Origin of the sequence: Synechococcus sp. R65.1 (assembly GCF_047461755.1) — a bacterium.
In the GTDB taxonomy this organism is placed as follows: domain Bacteria; phylum Cyanobacteriota; class Cyanobacteriia; order Thermostichales; family Thermostichaceae; genus Thermostichus.
On sequence record NZ_JANSHU010000010.1, the window covers coordinates 49,883 to 67,819 of the forward strand.

Annotated in this window: 13 protein-coding genes and 1 pseudogene; 9 read left to right on the forward strand and 5 right to left on the reverse strand. The window is 59.9% G+C overall.

The genetic code is table 11. The features are described from left to right. Positions 1–12: 12 nt before the first annotated feature. Positions 13–2,655, forward strand: a complete 2,643-nt coding sequence (clpB, locus tag NW814_RS06250) for an ATP-dependent chaperone ClpB (protein ID WP_414405612.1) — start codon at positions 13–15, stop codon at positions 2,653–2,655. 5 nt (positions 2,656–2,660) lie between these two features. On the opposite strand, the gene NW814_RS06255 is transcribed toward clpB, so the two are convergent. Next, entirely contained in the window at positions 2,661–3,062 is a 402-nt protein-coding gene (locus NW814_RS06255) for a SaoD/DsrE family protein (RefSeq protein WP_414394747.1), read from the reverse strand. 439 nt (positions 3,063–3,501) lie between these two features. Continuing rightward, positions 3,502–4,581 (reverse strand): ABC transporter substrate-binding protein, encoded by a 1,080-nt coding sequence (locus tag NW814_RS06260; RefSeq protein WP_414405613.1) that lies wholly within the window; start codon positions 4,579–4,581, stop codon positions 3,502–3,504. Between the two features lie 56 nt (positions 4,582–4,637). On the opposite strand from NW814_RS06260, the gene nadC reads away from it, so the two are divergent. From nadC to NW814_RS06275, 3 genes are all read left to right on the forward strand, one after another. Then, positions 4,638–5,480, forward strand: coding sequence for a carboxylating nicotinate-nucleotide diphosphorylase (nadC, locus tag NW814_RS06265; RefSeq protein ID WP_414405614.1), 843 nt, complete (start codon positions 4,638–4,640; stop codon positions 5,478–5,480). A 137-nt stretch (positions 5,481–5,617) separates the two neighbouring features. Beyond that, positions 5,618–6,550: a quinolinate synthase NadA gene (nadA, locus tag NW814_RS06270; protein ID WP_414405615.1), complete on the forward strand. Its 933-nt coding sequence runs from the start codon at positions 5,618–5,620 to the stop codon at positions 6,548–6,550. Between the two features lie 39 nt (positions 6,551–6,589). Next, on the forward strand, positions 6,590–8,098 hold the full coding sequence (locus NW814_RS06275) for an L-aspartate oxidase (protein ID WP_414405616.1): 1,509 nt from the start codon (positions 6,590–6,592) through the stop codon (positions 8,096–8,098). On the opposite strand, the gene gndA is transcribed toward NW814_RS06275, so the two are convergent. From gndA to tnpA, 3 genes and pseudogenes are all read right to left on the reverse strand, one after another. After that, a complete protein-coding gene (gene gndA, locus NW814_RS06280; protein ID WP_414405617.1) occupies positions 8,095–9,504 on the reverse strand; it encodes an NADP-dependent phosphogluconate dehydrogenase in 1,410 nt (469 codons plus the stop codon). The genes NW814_RS06275 and gndA overlap by 4 nt on opposite strands. A 90-nt stretch (positions 9,505–9,594) precedes the next feature. Then, positions 9,595–10,092 (reverse strand): pentapeptide repeat-containing protein, encoded by a 498-nt coding sequence (locus NW814_RS06285; protein ID WP_414405618.1) that lies wholly within the window; start codon positions 10,090–10,092, stop codon positions 9,595–9,597. A 94-nt stretch (positions 10,093–10,186) separates the two neighbouring features. Further along, positions 10,187–10,581 (reverse strand): annotated as a pseudogene (tnpA, locus tag NW814_RS06290) (IS200/IS605 family transposase). Between the two features lie 35 nt (positions 10,582–10,616). Here tnpA and NW814_RS06295 point away from each other — a divergent pair. The 5 genes from NW814_RS06295 to NW814_RS06315 all read left to right on the forward strand — a co-directional run bounded on the left by NW814_RS06295 (position 10,617) and on the right by NW814_RS06315 (position 17,900). Next, positions 10,617–11,720, forward strand: a complete 1,104-nt coding sequence (locus NW814_RS06295; RefSeq protein ID WP_099812285.1) for an RNA-guided endonuclease InsQ/TnpB family protein — start codon at positions 10,617–10,619, stop codon at positions 11,718–11,720. 76 nt (positions 11,721–11,796) lie between these two features. Beyond that, a complete protein-coding gene (gene larC / locus NW814_RS06300; RefSeq protein WP_414405619.1) occupies positions 11,797–12,990 on the forward strand; it encodes a nickel pincer cofactor biosynthesis protein LarC in 1,194 nt (397 codons plus the stop codon). Positions 12,991–13,105: 115 nt separating this feature from the next. Beyond that, positions 13,106–15,100 (forward strand): ABC transporter ATP-binding protein/permease, encoded by a 1,995-nt coding sequence (locus NW814_RS06305; RefSeq protein ID WP_414405620.1) that lies wholly within the window; start codon positions 13,106–13,108, stop codon positions 15,098–15,100. Positions 15,101–15,216: 116 nt separating this feature from the next. Further along, positions 15,217–16,998 carry an NADPH-dependent assimilatory sulfite reductase hemoprotein subunit gene (locus NW814_RS06310; protein WP_414405621.1) on the forward strand — a complete coding sequence of 594 codons (1,782 nt, stop codon included), beginning with the start codon at positions 15,217–15,219 and terminating at the stop codon, positions 16,996–16,998. Positions 16,999–17,108: 110 nt separating this feature from the next. Next, the gene (locus NW814_RS06315) at positions 17,109–17,900 is read left to right on the forward strand and encodes a tetratricopeptide repeat protein (RefSeq protein WP_414405622.1); all 792 of its coding nucleotides are present in this window, start codon (positions 17,109–17,111) and stop codon (positions 17,898–17,900) included. The last annotated feature ends 37 nt before the right edge of the window (positions 17,901–17,937 follow it).

The following is a 17,937-nucleotide window of genomic DNA, read 5'->3' on the forward strand; positions in this document are numbered from 1 at the left end:
TTGCGAACTCCTATGCAGCCCACCAATCCCAACCAATTTACCGAGAAAGCCTGGAGCGCCCTGGTTCAATCCCAGGATGTAGCCCGACGCCACCAACAGCAGCAGTTGGAAACCGAGCACCTGCTTATCTCGCTTTTGGACCAAGAGGGCGGCCTTACCCCAATAATTCTGCAGCGGGCTGGCATTGAGCCAAGGCGGGTGCGGGATCGCGTCGAGGCTTTCATCAACCAGCAGCCAAAATTGGCGCGGGTGGATCAGCTCTACCTGGGCCGCGGCCTGGAGACCACCCTGGATCGGGCCGAGGAGTTTCGCAAAGAGTATGGCGATGATTTCATCTCGGTGGAGCACCTGCTCCTAGGAGCCCTAGACGACGAGCGGGTGGGCAAGCGGGTTCTAGCTCCCCTGGGTCTGACGGTCGAGCGCCTTAAACCCGTCATTCAGCAGGTGCGAGGCAAGCAGCGGGTTACCGACAAAAACCCGGAGGCCCGCTACGAAGCCCTGGAGCGCTATGGCCGCGACCTTACTAAAGCCGCTCGCGAAGGGAAGCTGGATCCGGTGATTGGGCGGGACGACGAGATCCGCCGCGTCATTCAGGTGCTCTCCCGCCGCACCAAAAACAACCCCGTCCTCATCGGCGAGCCGGGTGTGGGGAAAACCGCCATCGTCGAGGGCCTGGCCCAGCGCATCAACCGGGGAGACGTGCCGGAGTCGCTGAAAAACCGGCGGGTGATCGCCCTGGATATGGGATCCCTGATTGCCGGCGCCAAGTACCGCGGCGAGTTTGAAGACCGCCTCAAAGCCGTGCTCAAGGAGGTCACCGAATCGGAAGGGCAGATCATCCTCTTCATCGACGAGCTGCACACCGTGGTGGGGGCAGGGGCGGCCGAAGGGGCGATGGATGCTGGCAACCTGCTCAAGCCCATGCTGGCCCGCGGTGAATTGCGCTGCATTGGCGCCACCACCCTGGATGAGTACCGCAAGTACATTGAAAAAGACGCTGCCCTGGAGCGCCGCTTCCAGCCGGTGTATGTGGATCAGCCCTCCGTGGAAGACACCATCTCCATCCTGCGCGGCCTCAAGGAGCGCTACGAGCTGCACCACGGAGTGAAAATCAGCGATTCGGCCCTGGTGGCAGCGGCGGTTCTCTCCAACCGCTACATCTCCGAGCGCTTCCTGCCCGACAAGGCCATCGACCTGGTGGACGAAGCGGCGGCCAAGCTGAAGATGGAGATCACCTCCAAGCCCGTCGAATTGGATGAAATCGACCGGCGCATCATGCAACTGCAGATGGAGGAGCTCTCCCTCAAGAAAGAAGACGACCCCGCCTCCAAAGAGCGCCTGGGCAAAATTGAGCAGGAGCTAGCCAACTTGATGGAGCGGCAGCGGGAGCTGAGCGCCCGTTGGCAAATGGAAAAAGAGGCCATCGAGCGCCTGCAAAACCTCAAGGCCGAGCGGGACGCCGTCAAGCTGCAGATTGAGCAAGCCGAGCAGAAGTACGACCTCAATCGGGCTGCCGAGCTCAAATACGGCAAGCTGATGGAGCTGGAGCGCCAAATCCAAGAACAGGAGGCCTACCTGGCCAAGCTGCAGGCCAACGGCGAGCCCTTGCTGCGGGAACAGGTGACGCCCGAAGACATTGCCGAGATTGTTTCCCGCTGGACCGGGATCCCGGTCACTAGCCTAATGGAGTCGGAAAAGCAAAAGCTGCTGCGCCTAGAAGCCCATTTGCACCAGCGGGTGGTGGGCCAAGACGAGGCGGTAGCGGCAGTAGCGGCAGCCATCCGGCGGGCCCGAGCCGGCCTCAAGGATCCCAATCGGCCCATTGGCTCGTTCTTGTTCATGGGCCCCACTGGCGTCGGCAAAACCGAGCTAGCCCGCGCCTTGGCGGAGTTCCTCTTCGACAGCTCCGAGGCAATGGTGCGCCTCGACATGTCGGAGTATATGGAGAAACACTCGGTCTCCCGCCTTATCGGCGCTCCGCCGGGCTACGTGGGCTACGAAGAAGGCGGGCAGCTTTCCGAAGCGGTGCGGCGCCGCCCCTACTCGGTGGTGCTCTTTGACGAGGTGGAAAAAGCCCATCCCGATGTTTTCAACATCCTGCTGCAGGTACTTGACGATGGCCGCATCACCGACTCCCAGGGCAGGACGGTGGACTTCAAAAACACCATCATCATCATGACCAGTAACATCGGTAGCGAGCTCATCCTAGAAATCGGGGGCGACGAAAGCCGCTACGAGGAGATGAAAAGCCAGGTGCTGACTCTGTTGCGGCAGCACTTCCGGCCGGAGTTCCTCAACCGCGTGGACGAGATCATCATCTTCCACGCCCTCACCCGAGAGCAAATCCGCCAGATCGTCAGTCTGCAGATGCGGCGGGTGGAGCAGTTGCTGGCAGATCAGCAAATCGAGATCCTGCTCACCGAAGAAGCCAAGGACTACCTGGCAGAGATGGGCTACGACCCAGTGTTCGGGGCCCGTCCCCTGAAGCGGGTGATTCAGCGGGAGATCGAAAACCCCATCGCCACCAAGCTGCTGGAAAACGAGTTCCTGCCTGGCGACCGCATCTTGGTGGATGTGGCCAACGAGCGGCTGGTCTTCCGCAAGATTGGCTCTCAGCCCCGCCAGGAGCCGCCTGCGGCCGTAGCCGTCAGCTAGGCCTGTTACAAGCTGATCACTTGGTCAGGTGGGTTGTCTTTCAAGGCCGCGTAGAGGTCGGGGAAGCAGCCCACCTGCACGCCTTTGACCACGTTTTTGGGAACGCAGTAGCCCGGCTCCTTGCGTCCACGTCCCTGGGCGTCGCACCACTTGGGTTCCCCTTCCGCCAGGTTGCGCTCCAGGGCGCACATGTCGCACATCATCAGCAAAATGTTTTGCGCTTCGGCAATCTTGGCTAGGCGCTCGCCGATGGGATCCCCCTGCCGCAAGACAAAGCAGTTGTCGTCGAAAAAGAACATGCCCACCACTTCTGCGCCGTGGACTCCCGCCTCAAGCTGCGGCAGGATCATCTGGCCTAGCTTGTAGGTGCCGCCGCGGGGGGTAATGAATACGTAAGCAACTTTCACGGCTAATTTGCTCCAATCGTCACCAGTTATGATTATCACTGATTATCACTTAGGCAAGCCACTTGCGCCCACGGCGATGCAGAGAGGGCGGGTTCAAGCCCCTCACTCTAGCTTTTTTCTAGAGCTCTGCCTCCCAAAGCCTTACTGGCACCAGTTCCAGACCGACCAAGAGGTCGTGGAAGCCGTCTTGCCGCTTTCCCAAACCCGCTCACCCTCCGCTCGGGGAGCTGCCCATCGTCCACTCAAATCGCTTACGACCCTCGACTGGCGCAAGCAAGATTGTTCTCTCCCTCTACGTGCTCGCTAAGCCAAGGTGCTCGACAAGCCAAACTGGGCACGAGGGTTCCTGCGGATTTTAGCTAGACCAGATGGGGGCAAGGCTGGAAAGCAATTGCTGTCTGTCCCTAGGGGGCTTGCCAGGCCGCTGCAGGGCATAGGCCTAGCTCTTCTTGTAGTAATCAGGACCTTTGTTGACAAAGTCCAGGGTGTAGGCAGCTCGGTAGTTGATAGTTGGCTCAAAGACGCCTGCTACAGTCATGGTCTCAAAGAAGCTTTGCCAACGTTCGTGGGTCATGGCGCCAATGCCCTTTTCCAGGGCGTCGCCAGACAAAATGATGCCGTACTCCTTCAACTTCTCAAAGCTGTAGGCCAACTGCTCATCGGTCATCTCTGGGTTAGCCCGCTTGATGAGGCGATAGGCGGGGCGAGGATCCTCTAGAAAGCTGTACCAGCCCTTGATGGAGGCATCGACAAATCGCTGCACCAAGTCAGGTTTGGTTTTCACCAGTTGGCGCCGCGTCTCGATGGTGGTGGCATAGGGGTTGTAGCCGTAGTCGGCCAGGAGGAAAACGACTGGCTTAAACCCTCCCTGTTTTTCGATAGCAAAAGGCTCAGAAGTGAGATACCCCTGCTGGGCGGAGCTGGGATCGGCCAAGAAGGGGCCAGGGTTGAAGTTGTAGGGGCGGGTTTGGTCGTCAGTAAAGCCGTACTTGGCTTTCAGGAAGGGCCAGTAGGTGGTAAAGGCCCCCTTGGATACGAAAATGGGTCGGCCCTTGAGCTCCTCCAGGCGCTTGGTGCCGGGATGGGCCAGGAGAACCTGCGGGTCTTTTTGGAAAATAGCCGCCACGCAGATGAGCGGGATCCCTTCCCGCACAGCGTTGATGACTCCCGCGCTTCCCCCCATGGCAAAGTCAGCAGCTCCACCGGCCAAAATCTGGGTGATGTTGACCTGGGGGCTGCCCATCTTGATGGTGACGTCTAGCCCGTACTCGCGGTAAATGCCTGTGGCCACCGCCTGATAGAAGCCGCCATGCTCCGCTTGGGCATACCAGTTGGTAGCATAGGAAACTCGGTCGAGCTTGGATCTCTGCGCCACGATGAGGGTGGGGGAAGTTCGCCGCTGCGCTTGAGCACCTGCTGCGGCCAGCAAACTGCCTCCCAGCGCGGCAGCTCCTGCTTTGAGCAACTGACGACGGCTGAAAGTGCCACTATTGGACTTAGGGGATCCAGCCGAGGCCATAAGCAAATAAGCCCAGCCGAGGCCATAAGCAAATAAGCAACTCACTTCTGCAGAAGATGATGCAAGCATTCTACATCCCAGAGGAGACCCTGTGCGCCTGGCTATGGGAAGATCTCGGCCACGGCGATCTCACCAGTGAGCTGACCCTGCCCCCTGGCGTGGAGGGCGAGGCAGTGATCCTGGCAAAGGAGCCAGGGATCCTAGCGGGTCTAGAGATGGCCAAGCGGGTTTTCCGACTAGTGGATCCGCAGGTGCAGTTCGCCCCCAAGGTAGAGGAAGGGGCCTCTGTGGCTGCTGGCCAGGAGGTAGTCCAGCTCAAGGGATCCCTGCGGGGCATTCTGGCAGCAGAAAGGCTGGCGCTGAACCTTCTCCAAAGGCTTTCCGGCATTGCCACCCTCACCCGCACCTACGTAGAGGCGCTGCGGGGAACCTCAGCCCAGCTTTTGGACACCCGCAAGACCACCCCTGGCTTGCGCGCCCTGGAGAAATACGCCGTTCGAGTCGGGGGCGGCAAAAACCACCGCTTTGGCCTCTTCGACGGCATCTTGATCAAGGAAAACCACATCCGCGGCGCAGGCGGCATCTCGGCAGCCATCCAGCGGGCCAAAGCAGGTGCCCCCCACCACCTCAAGGTCGAGGTTGAGGTGCGCAACCTCCAAGAGCTGGAGGAGGCTTTGGCAGCAGGCGCCGATCTGATCCTCCTCGATAACTTCCCCTTGGAGCAGATCCGGGCTGCCGTTCAACGAGTGGGGGGGAAAGTTCCCCTAGAGGTCAGCGGCAACATGAACCTAGAGCGCGCCCGGCAAGCGGCTGAGGCAGGCGTGGATTACATCAGTGTGGGGGCCCTGACTCACTCAGCCAAGGCCTTGGATCTCTCCTTGCTGGTGGTGCGGCCTTGAGGTCTGAGCGGGGGCTGTTTCTAATGCTAGGCTAGGTAAATAGCCCAAGCCCGGCTGCTGGGCAACGCTTTGTCTAGGATTTTTTGGCAGGCAGCCCGGCAAGTCAGGATCTGTACCCGATGGCCGGCCTAGATAGGATGACAGAAGCAACCCTCGTGCAGGAAATAGCTCGGCTCAAGCGAGAAAGGCAGGCGGTTATCTTAGCCCACTCCTACCAACTCCCCGAGGTGCAAGAGGTGGCGGACTTTGTGGGAGACTCGCTGGGCCTGGCCCGTGAGGCGCAGAAAACGAACGCCCAGGTCATCGTCTTTGCGGGCGTCCACTTCATGGCCGAAACAGCAGCCATCCTCAACCCGGAAAAGACGGTGCTGCTGCCGGATCTGGAGGCTGGCTGCTCCCTAGCTGACAGCATCCGCCCGGAGGATGTGCAGCGCTGGAAAGAGGCCAACCCAGAAGGCCTGGTGGTTGCCTACGTCAACACCGCTGCCGAGATCAAGGCCCTAGCCGATGTCTGCGTAACCAGCGCCAACGCCGTTCAAGTGGTGGCTAGCCTGCCGCCAGATCGCCCTATCTTTTTTGTGCCGGATATGTTCCTGGGGGCCTATGTAGCCCAGGCAACGGGGAGGGAGCTGGATCTATTCCCCGGCGAGTGCCACGTCCATGTCGGCATCCGTGAGGAGCACCTCAAGGCAATGGCAGAGAGGCACCCAGAGGCGGAGTTCCTCATCCACCCCGAGTGCAGTTGCGGCTCCAGTTGTCTATTTCTCAAGCCGGACGCCAAGCTCCTTTCTACCGAGGGGATGGTGCGTTATGCCAAAACTTCGGCCAGCCGCGAGTTTGTGGTCGCCACCGAAGTGGGCATTCTCCACCGGCTGCAAAAAGAGGCCCCCAACAAGAGGTTTATCCCTGTCAAAGCAGACGCCGTCTGCGAGTACATGAAAAAAATTACCCTGGAAAAGGTCTACCGCTCCCTGCTGGAGATGCGCCACGTGATCCAGGTGCCAGAGGCGGTGGCCGAAAAAGCCCGCAAGTCCCTCCTGGCCATGCTGTCGGTGCCGGCGGGAGCCTAGAAGGGGGGCGCCCCGGTCGAGGGGCGGTTTTGTCCAGTGGTGTCCACGGCTTTCCCGGCGGAAACAGACCTCCTGATCCTGGGAGCAGGGGTGGCAGGGGTCTATGCAGCCCTGTGGGCGGAAGCGGAGGGGGCCAGAGCCCTGGTGGTGAGCAAGGATCCCCTCCCCTCGGGATCCACTCCTTGGGCGCAGGGGGGGGTGGCTTTTCCGCTGGATGCGGCGGATGTGGAGGCCCACCTCCAGGACACCCTGCAGGCAGGCCGGGGCCTGGTGGAGACCGAAGTGGCCCGCTCCATTCTGTGGGAAGCGCCCTTTCACCTAGAGAAGCTTTTGTCCTGGGGGCTCCCCTTCCACCCTGAGCCAGTGCGGGAAGGGGGCCATTCGCGGGCGCGGGTACGCCATCTGGGAGGGGATCGGAGTGGGCTATGGCTTCTCAGAGGCCTGCTGGCTCGCCTGAGCAAGCCGCCTTTGGAGGGCTACACAGCCCTCAGCCTTTTGATGGCAGGGGAGAGAGTGGGGGGAGCCCTGCTCCTTGGTCCAGAGGGCTTCCTTCAGGTGAGGGCGGGGGCGGTTCTCCTGGCTACAGGCGGGTTTGGCAGCCTCTTCCCCCTCTCCACAGCTCCGCCGGGAGCTACTGGCGATGGCATGGCCCTGGCCTGGCGAGCAGGGGCCATTCTCAGGGATCTCGAGTTTGTGCAGTTTCACCCCACCGTTTTGCCCAACGGAGCCCTGGTCAGTGAAGCCGCCCGAGGGGCAGGGGCCGTGCTGCTCAACGCCTGGAGGGAGCGCTTTATGCCTCGCTATGCGGAGCTGGGGGATCTAGCGCCGCGGGATGTGGTGGCCCAGGCAGTGTTCTGGGAGCAGCAGCGGACGGGGGGAGTTTACCTGGACCTCCAAGCTGTGCCCCATCTGGAAGAGCGCTTTCCTACCGTTGTTGCCTCTGCCCGCGCTTTGGGGCTGGATCCCAGAAGGGAGCCCCTGCCGGTTGCTCCCGCTGCCCACTACGTCATGGGCGGCGTGCGAACGGATGCTTTTGGCTGCACGGGCCTGCCGGGCCTCTACGCGGCGGGGGAAGTGGCTTCTACGGGCCTGCACGGGGCAAACCGTTTGGCTTCCAACAGCCTCTTGGAGGGGCTGGTCATGGGCAAGCGGGCTGCCCTAGTCGCCCTACGGGACCTCCAGGATCCACCGCGGCAGGTGCAGGCTCTACCAGTGCTGACGGCGCCGCCCTCTCTGCTTCCCAAGCTCAGGCAGCAGGTGGGAGAAGCCCTGGGCGTGGTGCGGGAGGGAGAGCAGTTGCGGACTTTTCTGGCTTTTGCAGAGGCCCTACCCCTGGAGGAGAAGCCCTGGGCCAGCCGGGAAGAGGTCGAGGCCGGGAGTTTGCTGCTGCTTGCCCGCCTGGTGGCGCAAGGGGCTCTGTTGCGAGAGGAAAGCCGCGGAGCCCACTTCCGCAAGGATTTCCCCCAAGAAGGAGATCCTTTCCATACGGAAGTGCGGGGCTTTACGGTTAAGCAGACACCCCTGGGTCTAGGTGGGGCTTCCCTCTAGGCGGTCCAGGCGTGGTGGAAAACCCCGGGCCTGTCGATGCGCTCAAAGGTGTGGGCGCCGAAGAAATCCCGCTGGGCCTGGGTGAGGTTTTGGGGCAGCTCGGCAGTGCGGTAGCTGTCGTAGTAGGCCAGGGAGGCGCTGATGGCCGGGATCGGGATCCCCAAAGCTGCTGCGGTGGCCACCACCCGCCGCCAGGCTCCCTGCCGTTCCTGGATGGCCTGCTTGAACTCCTCATCCAGAAGCAGGTTGACCAGCTCCGGATCCCGCTGGTAGGCTGCCTGGATTTTGCCCAGGAGGCGGGCGCGGATGATGCAGCCCCCCTTCCAGATGCGAGGGATCTCGCTCAAGGTGTAGATGTAGCCGTGGGCAACAGTGGCTTGCCGCAGCAGCGCCATCCCCTGGGCATAGGAGCAGATCTTGGAACAATAGAGAGCGGCGCGCAGATCCTGAAGGAAGCGCTCGGGATCCCCTTCAAAGGTGGTTCCTGGCCCTTGCAACTGCTGGGAGGCAGACACCCGCTCTTCCTTCATCGACGAGAGAATGCGGGCCTGCACTGCCGCCTCGATGGTGGGCACTGGCACCCCCAAATCCAGGGCGTCCTTGACCGTCCACAGGCCCGTGCCCTTCTGGCCTGCCTTGTCCAAAATTAGGTCCACCAGCGGCCTGCCCGTCTCCGCATCCAGCGTCCCCAAGATCTTGGCGGTAATCTCAATCAGAAACGACTCCAGCTCCGTCTCGTTCCAGGCTTGGAAGATCTCCTGCATCTGGGGTGCCGAAAGCTTTAGCCCCCTGCGCATGAGGTCGTAGACCTCGGCAATGAGTTGCATGTCGCCGTACTCGATGCCGTTGTGCACCATCTTCACGTAGTGCCCGCCCCCTTTGGGCCCCAGGTAGGTGACACAGGGCCCGTCTGGCCCTTGGGCGGCAATTTTGGTGAGGATGGGCTCCAGTAAGTGGTAGGCTTCCAGACTGCCGCCAGGCATGAGGCTAGGGCCGTTGAGGGCGCCTTCTTCCCCGCCGCTCACCCCCATGCCGACAAAGTGGATCCCGGTAGGCTCCAGGGCCGCGGCGCGCCGGTCGGTGTCGCTGTAGAGAGAGTTGCCCCCATCGATGAGGATGTCGCCCGGCTCCAGCAGCGGTTTGAGCTCGTCGATGAGAGCATCCACCGCTGGGCCTGCCTTGACCATGATCAAGATTCTGCGGGGCCGCTCCATTTGTTGCACCAACTCCGGCAGGCTGTAGGCGGGGGTAATCTGTTTGCCCTGGGCTCGCCCTTGGATGAACTGCTCGGTTTTGGAGCGGGTGCGGTTATAGACGACAACTGGAAAGCCGTTGCGTTCGACGTTGAGGGCCAGGTTTTCCCCCATCACTCCCAGGCCAATCACCGCAAAGCTGGGCTTGCTCATGGTTGGGGCACCATCAACACCTCACCCAATCTAGAGGTCGATCCGAGCGGCCGGTTCTAGGGATCCTGTTTTCTTCACCTTTGCCAGCTTTCAAGGACAGCCGAGACTTGCGCGGGTGGAAACTCCGGTTACGGGATGGGATCCCTCTGCCCGCTGGCACAACTGGCGCAGGGCCGCCCGATCCACATAGGCCTCGCTGAAGTCGGCGCCGGCAATCTGGGCCCCTTCCCAAACGGCCCGCGCGGCGATCGCTCCCCTGAGGTTGGCTCCTCGGAGGTCGGCACCCGCTAGGTTGGCCAGATCCAGCAGGCTGTTGCTCAGATCCGCCCCAGCCAGGTTGGCCCCCGCCAGATTGGCCTTGGTGAAGACCACGCCGGTGAGGTTAGCCCCGTGCAGGTCGGCACCCTGCAGGTTGGCGCTGACAAAGCTGCTGCCTCGCCAATCCTGACGCGACAGATCCTGCCCTCGCAGATCGGCGTTGTTGAAGTTGAGGCGAGTCTGGCCGTTCGCCGCCGATCCCCACAGGCCCCACAGCAGCAGCGTTGCCCCCAGCAGGATCCCTAGAAGGATGCAAAGTGTTGACGGCATCTGGGATCCCCCCTTTAGTACCTCAGGACGCTTCAAAGGGCTCAACTCCTTCCGCAAGTTCTTATCAGAAAATCTAGGTCTAAAACCCTGCCCTCTAGGGCAGCTTTTCTTGGTTTTGGATGTAGGCCACTAAGAGTTGCAGAGGAGCACCCCCAACACTAGAAGCCAAGTAGCTGGGACTCCACAAGGCATTCTTGCCGCAAGGTTTAGGTAGTTTAGCTTGCCCGTACTTGCGACTCGAAACTCCCTTAAGCACATTCACCATTTGAGAGATAGACCACTTGGGCGGGTAGGCAATTAGAAGGCGGACGTGGTCTGCCTCGCCGTTAAACTCCAAGACCTCAAAGTCCATCTTTCGGGCAACACTCTTAAACGCCTCCGCAATCAAGTTCAAACTCTCTTGAGTGAATATCTTTCGCCTGGATTTGTGACAAACACCAAATGGGCCTGCAGGCTAGAAACACTGTTGCGGTCTCTCCTTAATTTCATGTGCTATCTTGGAAATGCCAACTTGACTCTAGCCCATGAAAGCTCGATACAGGTATAGGTTCTACCCCACAGACCAACAGCGGCAGAAGCTTGCCAAGTTGTTTGGCTGTGTCAGGTACGTCTGGAATGAAGCCTTAGCCCACTGCCAAGCCGTTGGGAAGTATCCAGGGTACAACGCTTTGGCCAAGCGCCTAACCGAGCTCAAGCAATCGATTCCGTGGTTGGGCGAAGTTTCAAGTGTTGCTTTACAGCAATCTCTCAGACATTTGGACAAAGCTTACCAGCGTTTCTTTGCCCAGGAAGGAGGTGCGCCGCAGCTCAAAAAGAAAGCAGCCAAGCAGTCAGCAACGCTAACTAGGGGAGCTTTTTCTATCAACGGTAAGCGGGTTTACTTGGCCAAGGTGGGAGCCATTAAGCCTATTTGGAGCCGACCTTTGCCGAGTACCCCTAGTTCCGTCACTGTAATTAAAGACACTGCCGAGCGTTACTTTGTCAGCTTTGTGGTGGAGACGGAACCTGTTAGCATCCCTGCTCGCTCACCCAGTATTGGAGTGGATTTGGGGATTAAGACCTTCGCCGCCACAAGCGATGGGGCCAAGTTCCCCAGTCCCAACTATAGGCCTCTGTACAACCGTATTGCCCAGCTGCAAAAGCAGCTTGCCAGGCGGGTGAAGGGATCCCATCGGTGGGAGCGAACCCGGCTGAGGATTGCCAAGCTGCACAACCGCATTGCCGACATGCGGCTCGACTTCCTGCACAAGTTGTCAACCCAGCTCACGGTCGAAAACCAAGTCGTGTGCTTGGAAGACCTCAACGTTAGCGGGATGTTGAAAAACCGTCGGTTGTCCAAGGCGATTAGTCAGCAGGGGTGGCATACCTTTCGGGCTCTCTGTGAGGGCAAAGGTGAGAAGTACCAGAGGGAAGTGCGCCTAATCGACCGGTGGGAGGCTACAAGCCAGTACTGTTCGGCTTGTGGCTGGCACTGGGGCAAGTTGGATTTGGCTACCCGTGTGGTGGTCTGCGACGGTTGCGGGGCAGTGCATGACAGGGACGTCAACGCTGCCAACAACCTAAAGCAAGTCGGGATGGGGCATCGCCCGACTCTAAAACGGACGTGGAGACTGCGTAAGACTGGCTAGCCAGCAGCAGTTTGTGAAGCGTCAAGAATCTCTCGCCTTTAGGCGAGGGGAGTATGTCAAGTCAACATGCTTTGGTATGAAAGTAGCTTACTTTGACTGCGCAGCAGGCATTGCCGGCGACATGTGCCTGGGGGCGCTGCTGGATTGCGGGGTGCCCCTGGAGTATCTCAACCAGCAGCTCCAGGCCTTGGGCATCGGGGGGGAATACAACCTGCAGGTGAGTCGCGTGCAGCGCTGTGGGCAGCCTGCCCTGCAGGCGGTGGTGGAGGTGCTGGACGGATCCCTGCCCCCTCGCTCCTGGTTGGAGATCCAGGCTTTGATTGCCAGATCCCGCTTGGCTCCTGCGGTCAAGGTCCGCAGCCTCAAGGTTTTCGAGAAGCTGGCCCAGGCGGAGGCAAAAGTTCATCAGGTTCCTCTGGAAAAAGTGCATTTCCACGAGGTGGGGGCTGTCGATGCCCTGGTGGATATCGTCGGCACCTGTGTTGGCCTCGACTGGCTGCAGGTGGAGCAGGTGATCTCTTCTCCTCACCCCATTGGCGGCGGTTGGGTCAGCACCGAACATGGCCAGCTAGCGGTGCCCGTGCCGGCGGTGATTGAGCTGTGGGAAATGGGGCGTGTGCCAGTGTTCAGCAACGGCGTGGAAGCCGAGCTGGTTACCCCCACCGGGGCAGCCTTGGCAGTGGCGCTGGCAGAAGAGTTTGGGCCTTGTCCACCGCTGCGGCTGGAAAAAGTGGGGCGGGGGGCTGGCAGCCGTGAGCTGCCCATTCCCAACATCTTTCGCCTTTGGATTGGTCAATCGCAGGGGCATGAGCCGACCGAGATTGTCTCGGTCTTACAAACCCAGATTGACGATCTCAACCCTCAAGTGATTGCCTACACCTGTGAGCAGTTGCTGGCCCTCGGTGCCTGGGACGTGTTTACCCAGCCCATCACCATGAAGCAGGGACGACCAGGGGTATTACTGACGGTAATCTGCCCGCCGGATCGCGTGCCGGAGTTCCAGGATCTCCTCTTCCGGGAAACCACCACCCTGGGCATTCGCCACTCTCTGCAGCAGCGCACCGTCCTGGAGCGGCGGATCGAGCGGGTGGAAACTCCCTACGGCCTGGTGGACGTCAAGGTGGCCTGCCACCACGGCCGCATCGTCAACGCCCAGCCGGAGTTTCGCGACTGTGTGGCCCGCGCCCAAGAGTTCCGCGTGCCGGTGCAGACGGTGTGGCTAGCGGCTCACGCGGCATGGCAAAAGCGGCTGCAAGGGGATCCCGCCTAGCCAGTCGGACTTGCCAGCTAGAGAAGTTGCTCCTGCTGAACAGAGATGGGGATCCCTGGCCTGCTAGCCTGGAAGATGTTGTAAGGCTCCCACGCTCTTGCCGACGGCTGCCAACATGGACTCCCAAACCTATCAGTTTAACTTCGACCGCAAACTTTGGGACCGCTTTATCACCGTAGCTCAGCCATATTTTTACCCGAGGGTGCGCTATGGAGGCTGGATTTTCTTTGGCCTGCTAGCAGCATCCATGGTGTTTGTGGTTGCCCTCATGTTCTTTGTCGAGATTGGGGTAACCCTGGTTGGAAAGGCCCTTTTTCCAGAGTTCTTCCGAACCCTAGCAGCAGGCTTGGTCGAGCAAACAGAGAGAAACCTAGCCTCGCCAGTGCTATGGGTGGCAGCAGCCAGCTTGGCCCTAAGCAGCCTGGCGTTTGGGGTGGTATGGAGGCAGATCCATCGGCGCTGGTTGCAATGGGTGCTCCTTACCTTTTTGCTGTTTCTGTCCCTAACAGTAAACCGGCTAAATGTAATGATTAGCTTTATCTTTCGTTTTATCGACACTGCCCTGCAGCAAAAGGAAGAGAGCACCTTCTGGCAATTTTTGATCATCTACGGGGTGTTGATTATCTCAGCCATTCCCATCTTGGTGATCTACCGCTATACGCGGCTAAAGCTGGGCCTGTTTTGGCGGGAATGGCTAACCGACTACTTCCTGGATCGCTACTTTGACCGGCGGGCCTACTACGAGCTGGATTCCAACGCTGCCAACACCGAAATCGATAACCCTGACCAGCGCATTTCAGAAGACGTTCGCTCCTTTACTGGCACCACCCTTTCTTTTTTGTTGGATATTCTCGACTCAATCCTCACTCTCTACGCCTTCACCGGCATTCTCTACAGCATTTCCCGCGTGCTGGCGATAGGATTGGTTATCTACGCTACCATTGGCACTGGCATTGCCGTTTTGGCCGGTCGCAGGCTGATTAAAATTAACTTCGATCAACTGCGCTACGAGGCCGACTTTCGCTACAGCCTAGTACACGTGCGAGACAACGCCGAGTCCATTGCCTTTTACCAGGGCGAAAACCTAGAGCTAAGACAGATCCTGAATCGCTTCGCTGCTGCCTTGCGCAACTTTGACTTGTTGATCATTTGGCAAGCAATTATCGATATCTTTCAGTACGCCTATAACTACTTTACCCGCATCGTTCCCTATGTGATTGTGGCCCCTCTTTACTTTAGCGGCGTGCGGGATTTTGGCACCATCACCCAGGCCACCATTGCCTTTAGCCAGGTGCTGAGCGCCCTTTCGATTGTGGCCAACCAGATCCAGAGCATTTCCAGCTTTGCCGCCGGGATCAACCGCCTGGGATCCTTCTACGAAGCTTTGGAGGATCCGGCTCTGCGCCAGCTGCGTCCTCGAGAAAGCGCCATCCAAACCCGCATTGCCCCCCACCTGGCGCTGCAGCATCTAACCTTGCTCACCCCCAACTCGGAACGAACCTTGGTTCGGGACCTGTCCCTAAGTCTAGAGGCAGGCCAACGGCTGTTGATTGTGGGGGTCAGCGGCAGCGGCAAAAGCTCCCTGCTGCGAGCCATTGCTGGCCTGTGGAGCAACGGCCAGGGATCCATCGCCCGTCCCGACACCAGCGAAATGCTCTTCCTGCCCCAGAAGCCCTACATGCTCCTGGGATCCCTGCGGGATCAACTCCTCTATCCAGGCCGTCGCCGGGATCTGACCGACGAGGAGCTCCTGCAGATCTTGGCCCAAGTTAACCTCGCTGATTTGCCGGAGCGGGTGGGCGGCTTCGACGTGGAGAAAGATTGGGCCAGCACTCTCTCTTTGGGCGAACAGCAGCGCCTGGCCTTTGCCCGCATCTTAATTACACGGCCCCGCTACGCCATTTTGGACGAGGCCACCAGCGCCCTGGATGTGGCCAACGAAAAACTGCTCTACCTGCAACTGCAACGCCTCAACACCACCTACGTCAGTGTCGGCCACCGCCCCACCCTCCTGGCCTACCACGACCTTGTCTTGGAGCTGCAGGGCAACTCTGCCTGGAAACTCTGGTCGGCGGCAGACTACAGCGCCCGCTTGGGGCTGGCCGGCTAGAGCTTTGGGGCCGGCTGCAAGCGCTACAGCAGGCTGTAAAGAAGCCAACTGGACGTTGCTGGCAAGAGGTGATACCCTGTTTCACAGGTATTCCGACCGGATTACTGGGGAATTAGATGACCTCCTCTGCCACCTCCGAAGCCAGGCGCTCCAAAGTAGAGCACATCAAGGCTGAAAGCAACTTTCTGCGGGATCCCTTGCAGCAGGAGTTGGCCCAAGACACCACCCACTTCAGCGAAGCGGCGGTGCAGGTGCTCAAGTTCCACGGTGTCTACCAGCAGGACGACCGGGATCTGCGGCAGCAGCGAAAGCAGGAGGGACTGGAGCGGGCCTACCAGATGATGCTGCGCACCCGCATTCCGGGGGGGCATGTGCCGCCACAGCTCTATTTGACCCTGGATCGGCTGGCCGATGAGTACGGCAACGGCACCTTGCGCGCCACCACCCGACAAACCTTGCAATTACACGGGATCCTGAAGAAAAATCTCAAGGCCACAGTGGCCAGCATCATTCGGCAGATGGGATCCACCCTGGCTGCCTGTGGAGATGTCAACCGCAACATCACGGCGCCGGCTGCCCCCTACAAGAACCGGCCTGCCTACCGCTATGCCCAGGAGTATGCGCGCAAACTGGCAGATCTCCTGGCGCCGAAGACCTCTGCCTACTATGAGATCTGGGTAGATGGGGAGCCAGTTCCCATCCCGCCGGTGGATCCGGAAGTCCGGGAAGCCGAGCAGTTTGTCGGCAATGGGGTAAGGCTGGAAGGGCCGGAGCCTCTGTATGGCCCAGTCTACTTGCCCCGCAAGTTCAAGACCGCCATCACCGTGGCTGGAGAGAACACGGTCGATATCTACGCCCAGGATCTGGGCCTAATTGTGCTCACCGACCGCAAGGGCAACCTCAAGGGCTTCAACATCGTGGTGGGCGGAGGGATGGGGCGCACCCATGGCAAGGAAGAGACGGAGCCCCTTTTGGCCCAGAAACTCTGCTTTGCCCCGCCGGAGACGGTGTATCGGGTTTGCCAGGCGGTCTTGGCCGTGCAGCGGGATCACGGCAACCGCTACGACCGCAAGCAGGCGCGGCTGAAGTATCTTGTGCGCGACTGGGGGATCCACAAGTTTCGCCGCGTGGTCGAGCAGTACCTGGGGGAGAAGCTATTGCCCTTCCGGCGCATGCCTAAGTTTGTCCCCAACAGCGACGACTACCTAGGCTGGCACGAGCAGGGGGATGGCCGTTGGTTTTTGGGCATCTCTATTGAAAATGGCCGCATCCAAGATACGCCAGAGCGGCAGCTCAAAACAGCCCTGCGCAAGATTGTGGAGGAATTTGCTCTCCACCTGCGGCTTACCCCCACGCAGGACGTGATCCTCATCGACATCGAGGAGCACCAGCGAGAGGCCATTAACCAGATCCTCAAGTCCCACGGAGTCCCCTCCAAGGAGGAGATCCCAGAGCTGGTGAGGCTTTCCATGGCCTGTCCGGCGCTCCCCACCTGTGGCCTAGCCATCACCGAGTCGGAGCGGGCCCTGCCCAGCTTGATTCGCCAGTTGGATCAGGTGGTGCAGGAGCTGGGGCTACAGGACTCGCCCTTTTTGGTGCGCATGACCGGCTGCCCCAACGGCTGTGCCCGCCCCTACTTGGCGGAGCTGGGATTGGTGGGATCCGCCCCCGATGGCTACTACCAAATCTGGCTGGGGGCTAGCCCGCGAGGGGATCGCTTGGCCCAGCCGTTTCAGGATCGGGTGCATGTTAGCCAAATTGTGCCCCTGATGCGGATTCTCCTGCAGATCTACAAGCAGGAGCGCCAGCCCCAAGAGCGCTTTGGCGACTACTGCCACCGGGTGGGGATCCCCTACCTGCAGGCCCAGGTGCAGCAGCTCCAGCAGGTTCAAAGTTAGGGGAGCTGCCTTTCATGGAGGGCAAAGTGAGTCCCTAGTTAACCAAGAGGCTGCTGGGCTTCCAGAGGAGCGAATGATAGAGTACAGAGAGATTCTGTGCGACCCCTTTCATGCCTCAGTCCAAACCTGACAAATCGCCCCTCCGCAAATTCCTAGAAGCCCTGGTGGCGGTGGTCGGCCTAGCGATGTTCCTGGGCTTCTCCTTTGGTCCTATCCTCCAGGCACTAGGGCCTTCGGACTCGCAGGACACCGCTAGCTTGGTTACCGAACAACTGCGGGCCCAGGCGGATGGCTATCGCGCCGTGCTGGAACGGGAGCCGGACAACCCCATTGCCCTGCGGGGACTGGTCGACACGCAACTGCAGCTTAACGAGCCGCAAGGGGCAATCGAGCCGCTGAAGAAGCTGGTGGAACTGGAGCCGGAAAATCGGCAACTGCGAGCCTTTTTGGCTCAAATTCAGCGGGATACAGGAGATCTGGAAGGGGCGCTGGAGCAACTTCAAGTTCTCTACAAAAAGGATCCCAAAGATAGCCAAGTCCTCCAGGAGCTGGCTGAGGTTCAACTAGCTTTGGGCCGCACTTCTGAAGCTGTTGGCCTGCTGGAGAACTATCTGAAGGAAGTCCCGGAAGATAGCGACGTCCGCCTGCGCTTGGCCTTTGTCTATGCCCGCAACAATCAGACCGAAAAAGCCATAGCTCTTTACGACCAGTTAATTGCGGAGGATCCCAGTGCCTATGCCCCGCTCCTGGGCAAAGCGATGGCCCTTAGCTCCGCCACTGACGACAACCTACGGGCAAAAGCCCCTGAGCTATTTGAGCAAGCAGCCCGCCTGGCCCCGCCCAAGGTGCGGGAGGAAATCCGGCAACAGGCCAAGCTCTATGCCCAAAGAAACCAGCCTTAGGCTGTAGAGAGTCAGGGGACTGCTGCCTGAGGATGTA

Bases quoted from the DNA above. Each gene is read 5' to 3' on its own strand.
- NW814_RS06295 (WP_099812285.1), top strand. From the start codon at position 10,617: ATGAAAGCTCGATACAGGTATAGGTTCTACCCCACAGACCAACAGCGG.
- NW814_RS06310 (WP_414405621.1), top strand. From the start codon at position 15,217: ATGACCTCCTCTGCCACCTCCGAAGCCAGGCGCTCCAAAGTAGAGCAC.
- gndA (WP_414405617.1), bottom strand. From the start codon at position 9,504: ATGAGCAAGCCCAGCTTTGCGGTGATTGGCCTGGGAGTGATGGGGGAA.
- larC (WP_414405619.1), top strand. From the start codon at position 11,797: ATGAAAGTAGCTTACTTTGACTGCGCAGCAGGCATTGCCGGCGACATG.
- clpB (WP_414405612.1), top strand. From the start codon at position 13: ATGCAGCCCACCAATCCCAACCAATTTACCGAGAAAGCCTGGAGCGCC.
- nadC (WP_414405614.1), top strand. From the start codon at position 4,638: ATGATGCAAGCATTCTACATCCCAGAGGAGACCCTGTGCGCCTGGCTA.
- nadA (WP_414405615.1), top strand. From the start codon at position 5,618: ATGACAGAAGCAACCCTCGTGCAGGAAATAGCTCGGCTCAAGCGAGAA.
- NW814_RS06315 (WP_414405622.1), top strand. From the start codon at position 17,109: ATGCCTCAGTCCAAACCTGACAAATCGCCCCTCCGCAAATTCCTAGAA.
- NW814_RS06285 (WP_414405618.1), bottom strand. From the start codon at position 10,092: ATGCCGTCAACACTTTGCATCCTTCTAGGGATCCTGCTGGGGGCAACG.
- NW814_RS06305 (WP_414405620.1), top strand. From the start codon at position 13,106: ATGGACTCCCAAACCTATCAGTTTAACTTCGACCGCAAACTTTGGGAC.
- NW814_RS06260 (WP_414405613.1), bottom strand. From the start codon at position 4,581: ATGGCCTCGGCTGGATCCCCTAAGTCCAATAGTGGCACTTTCAGCCGT.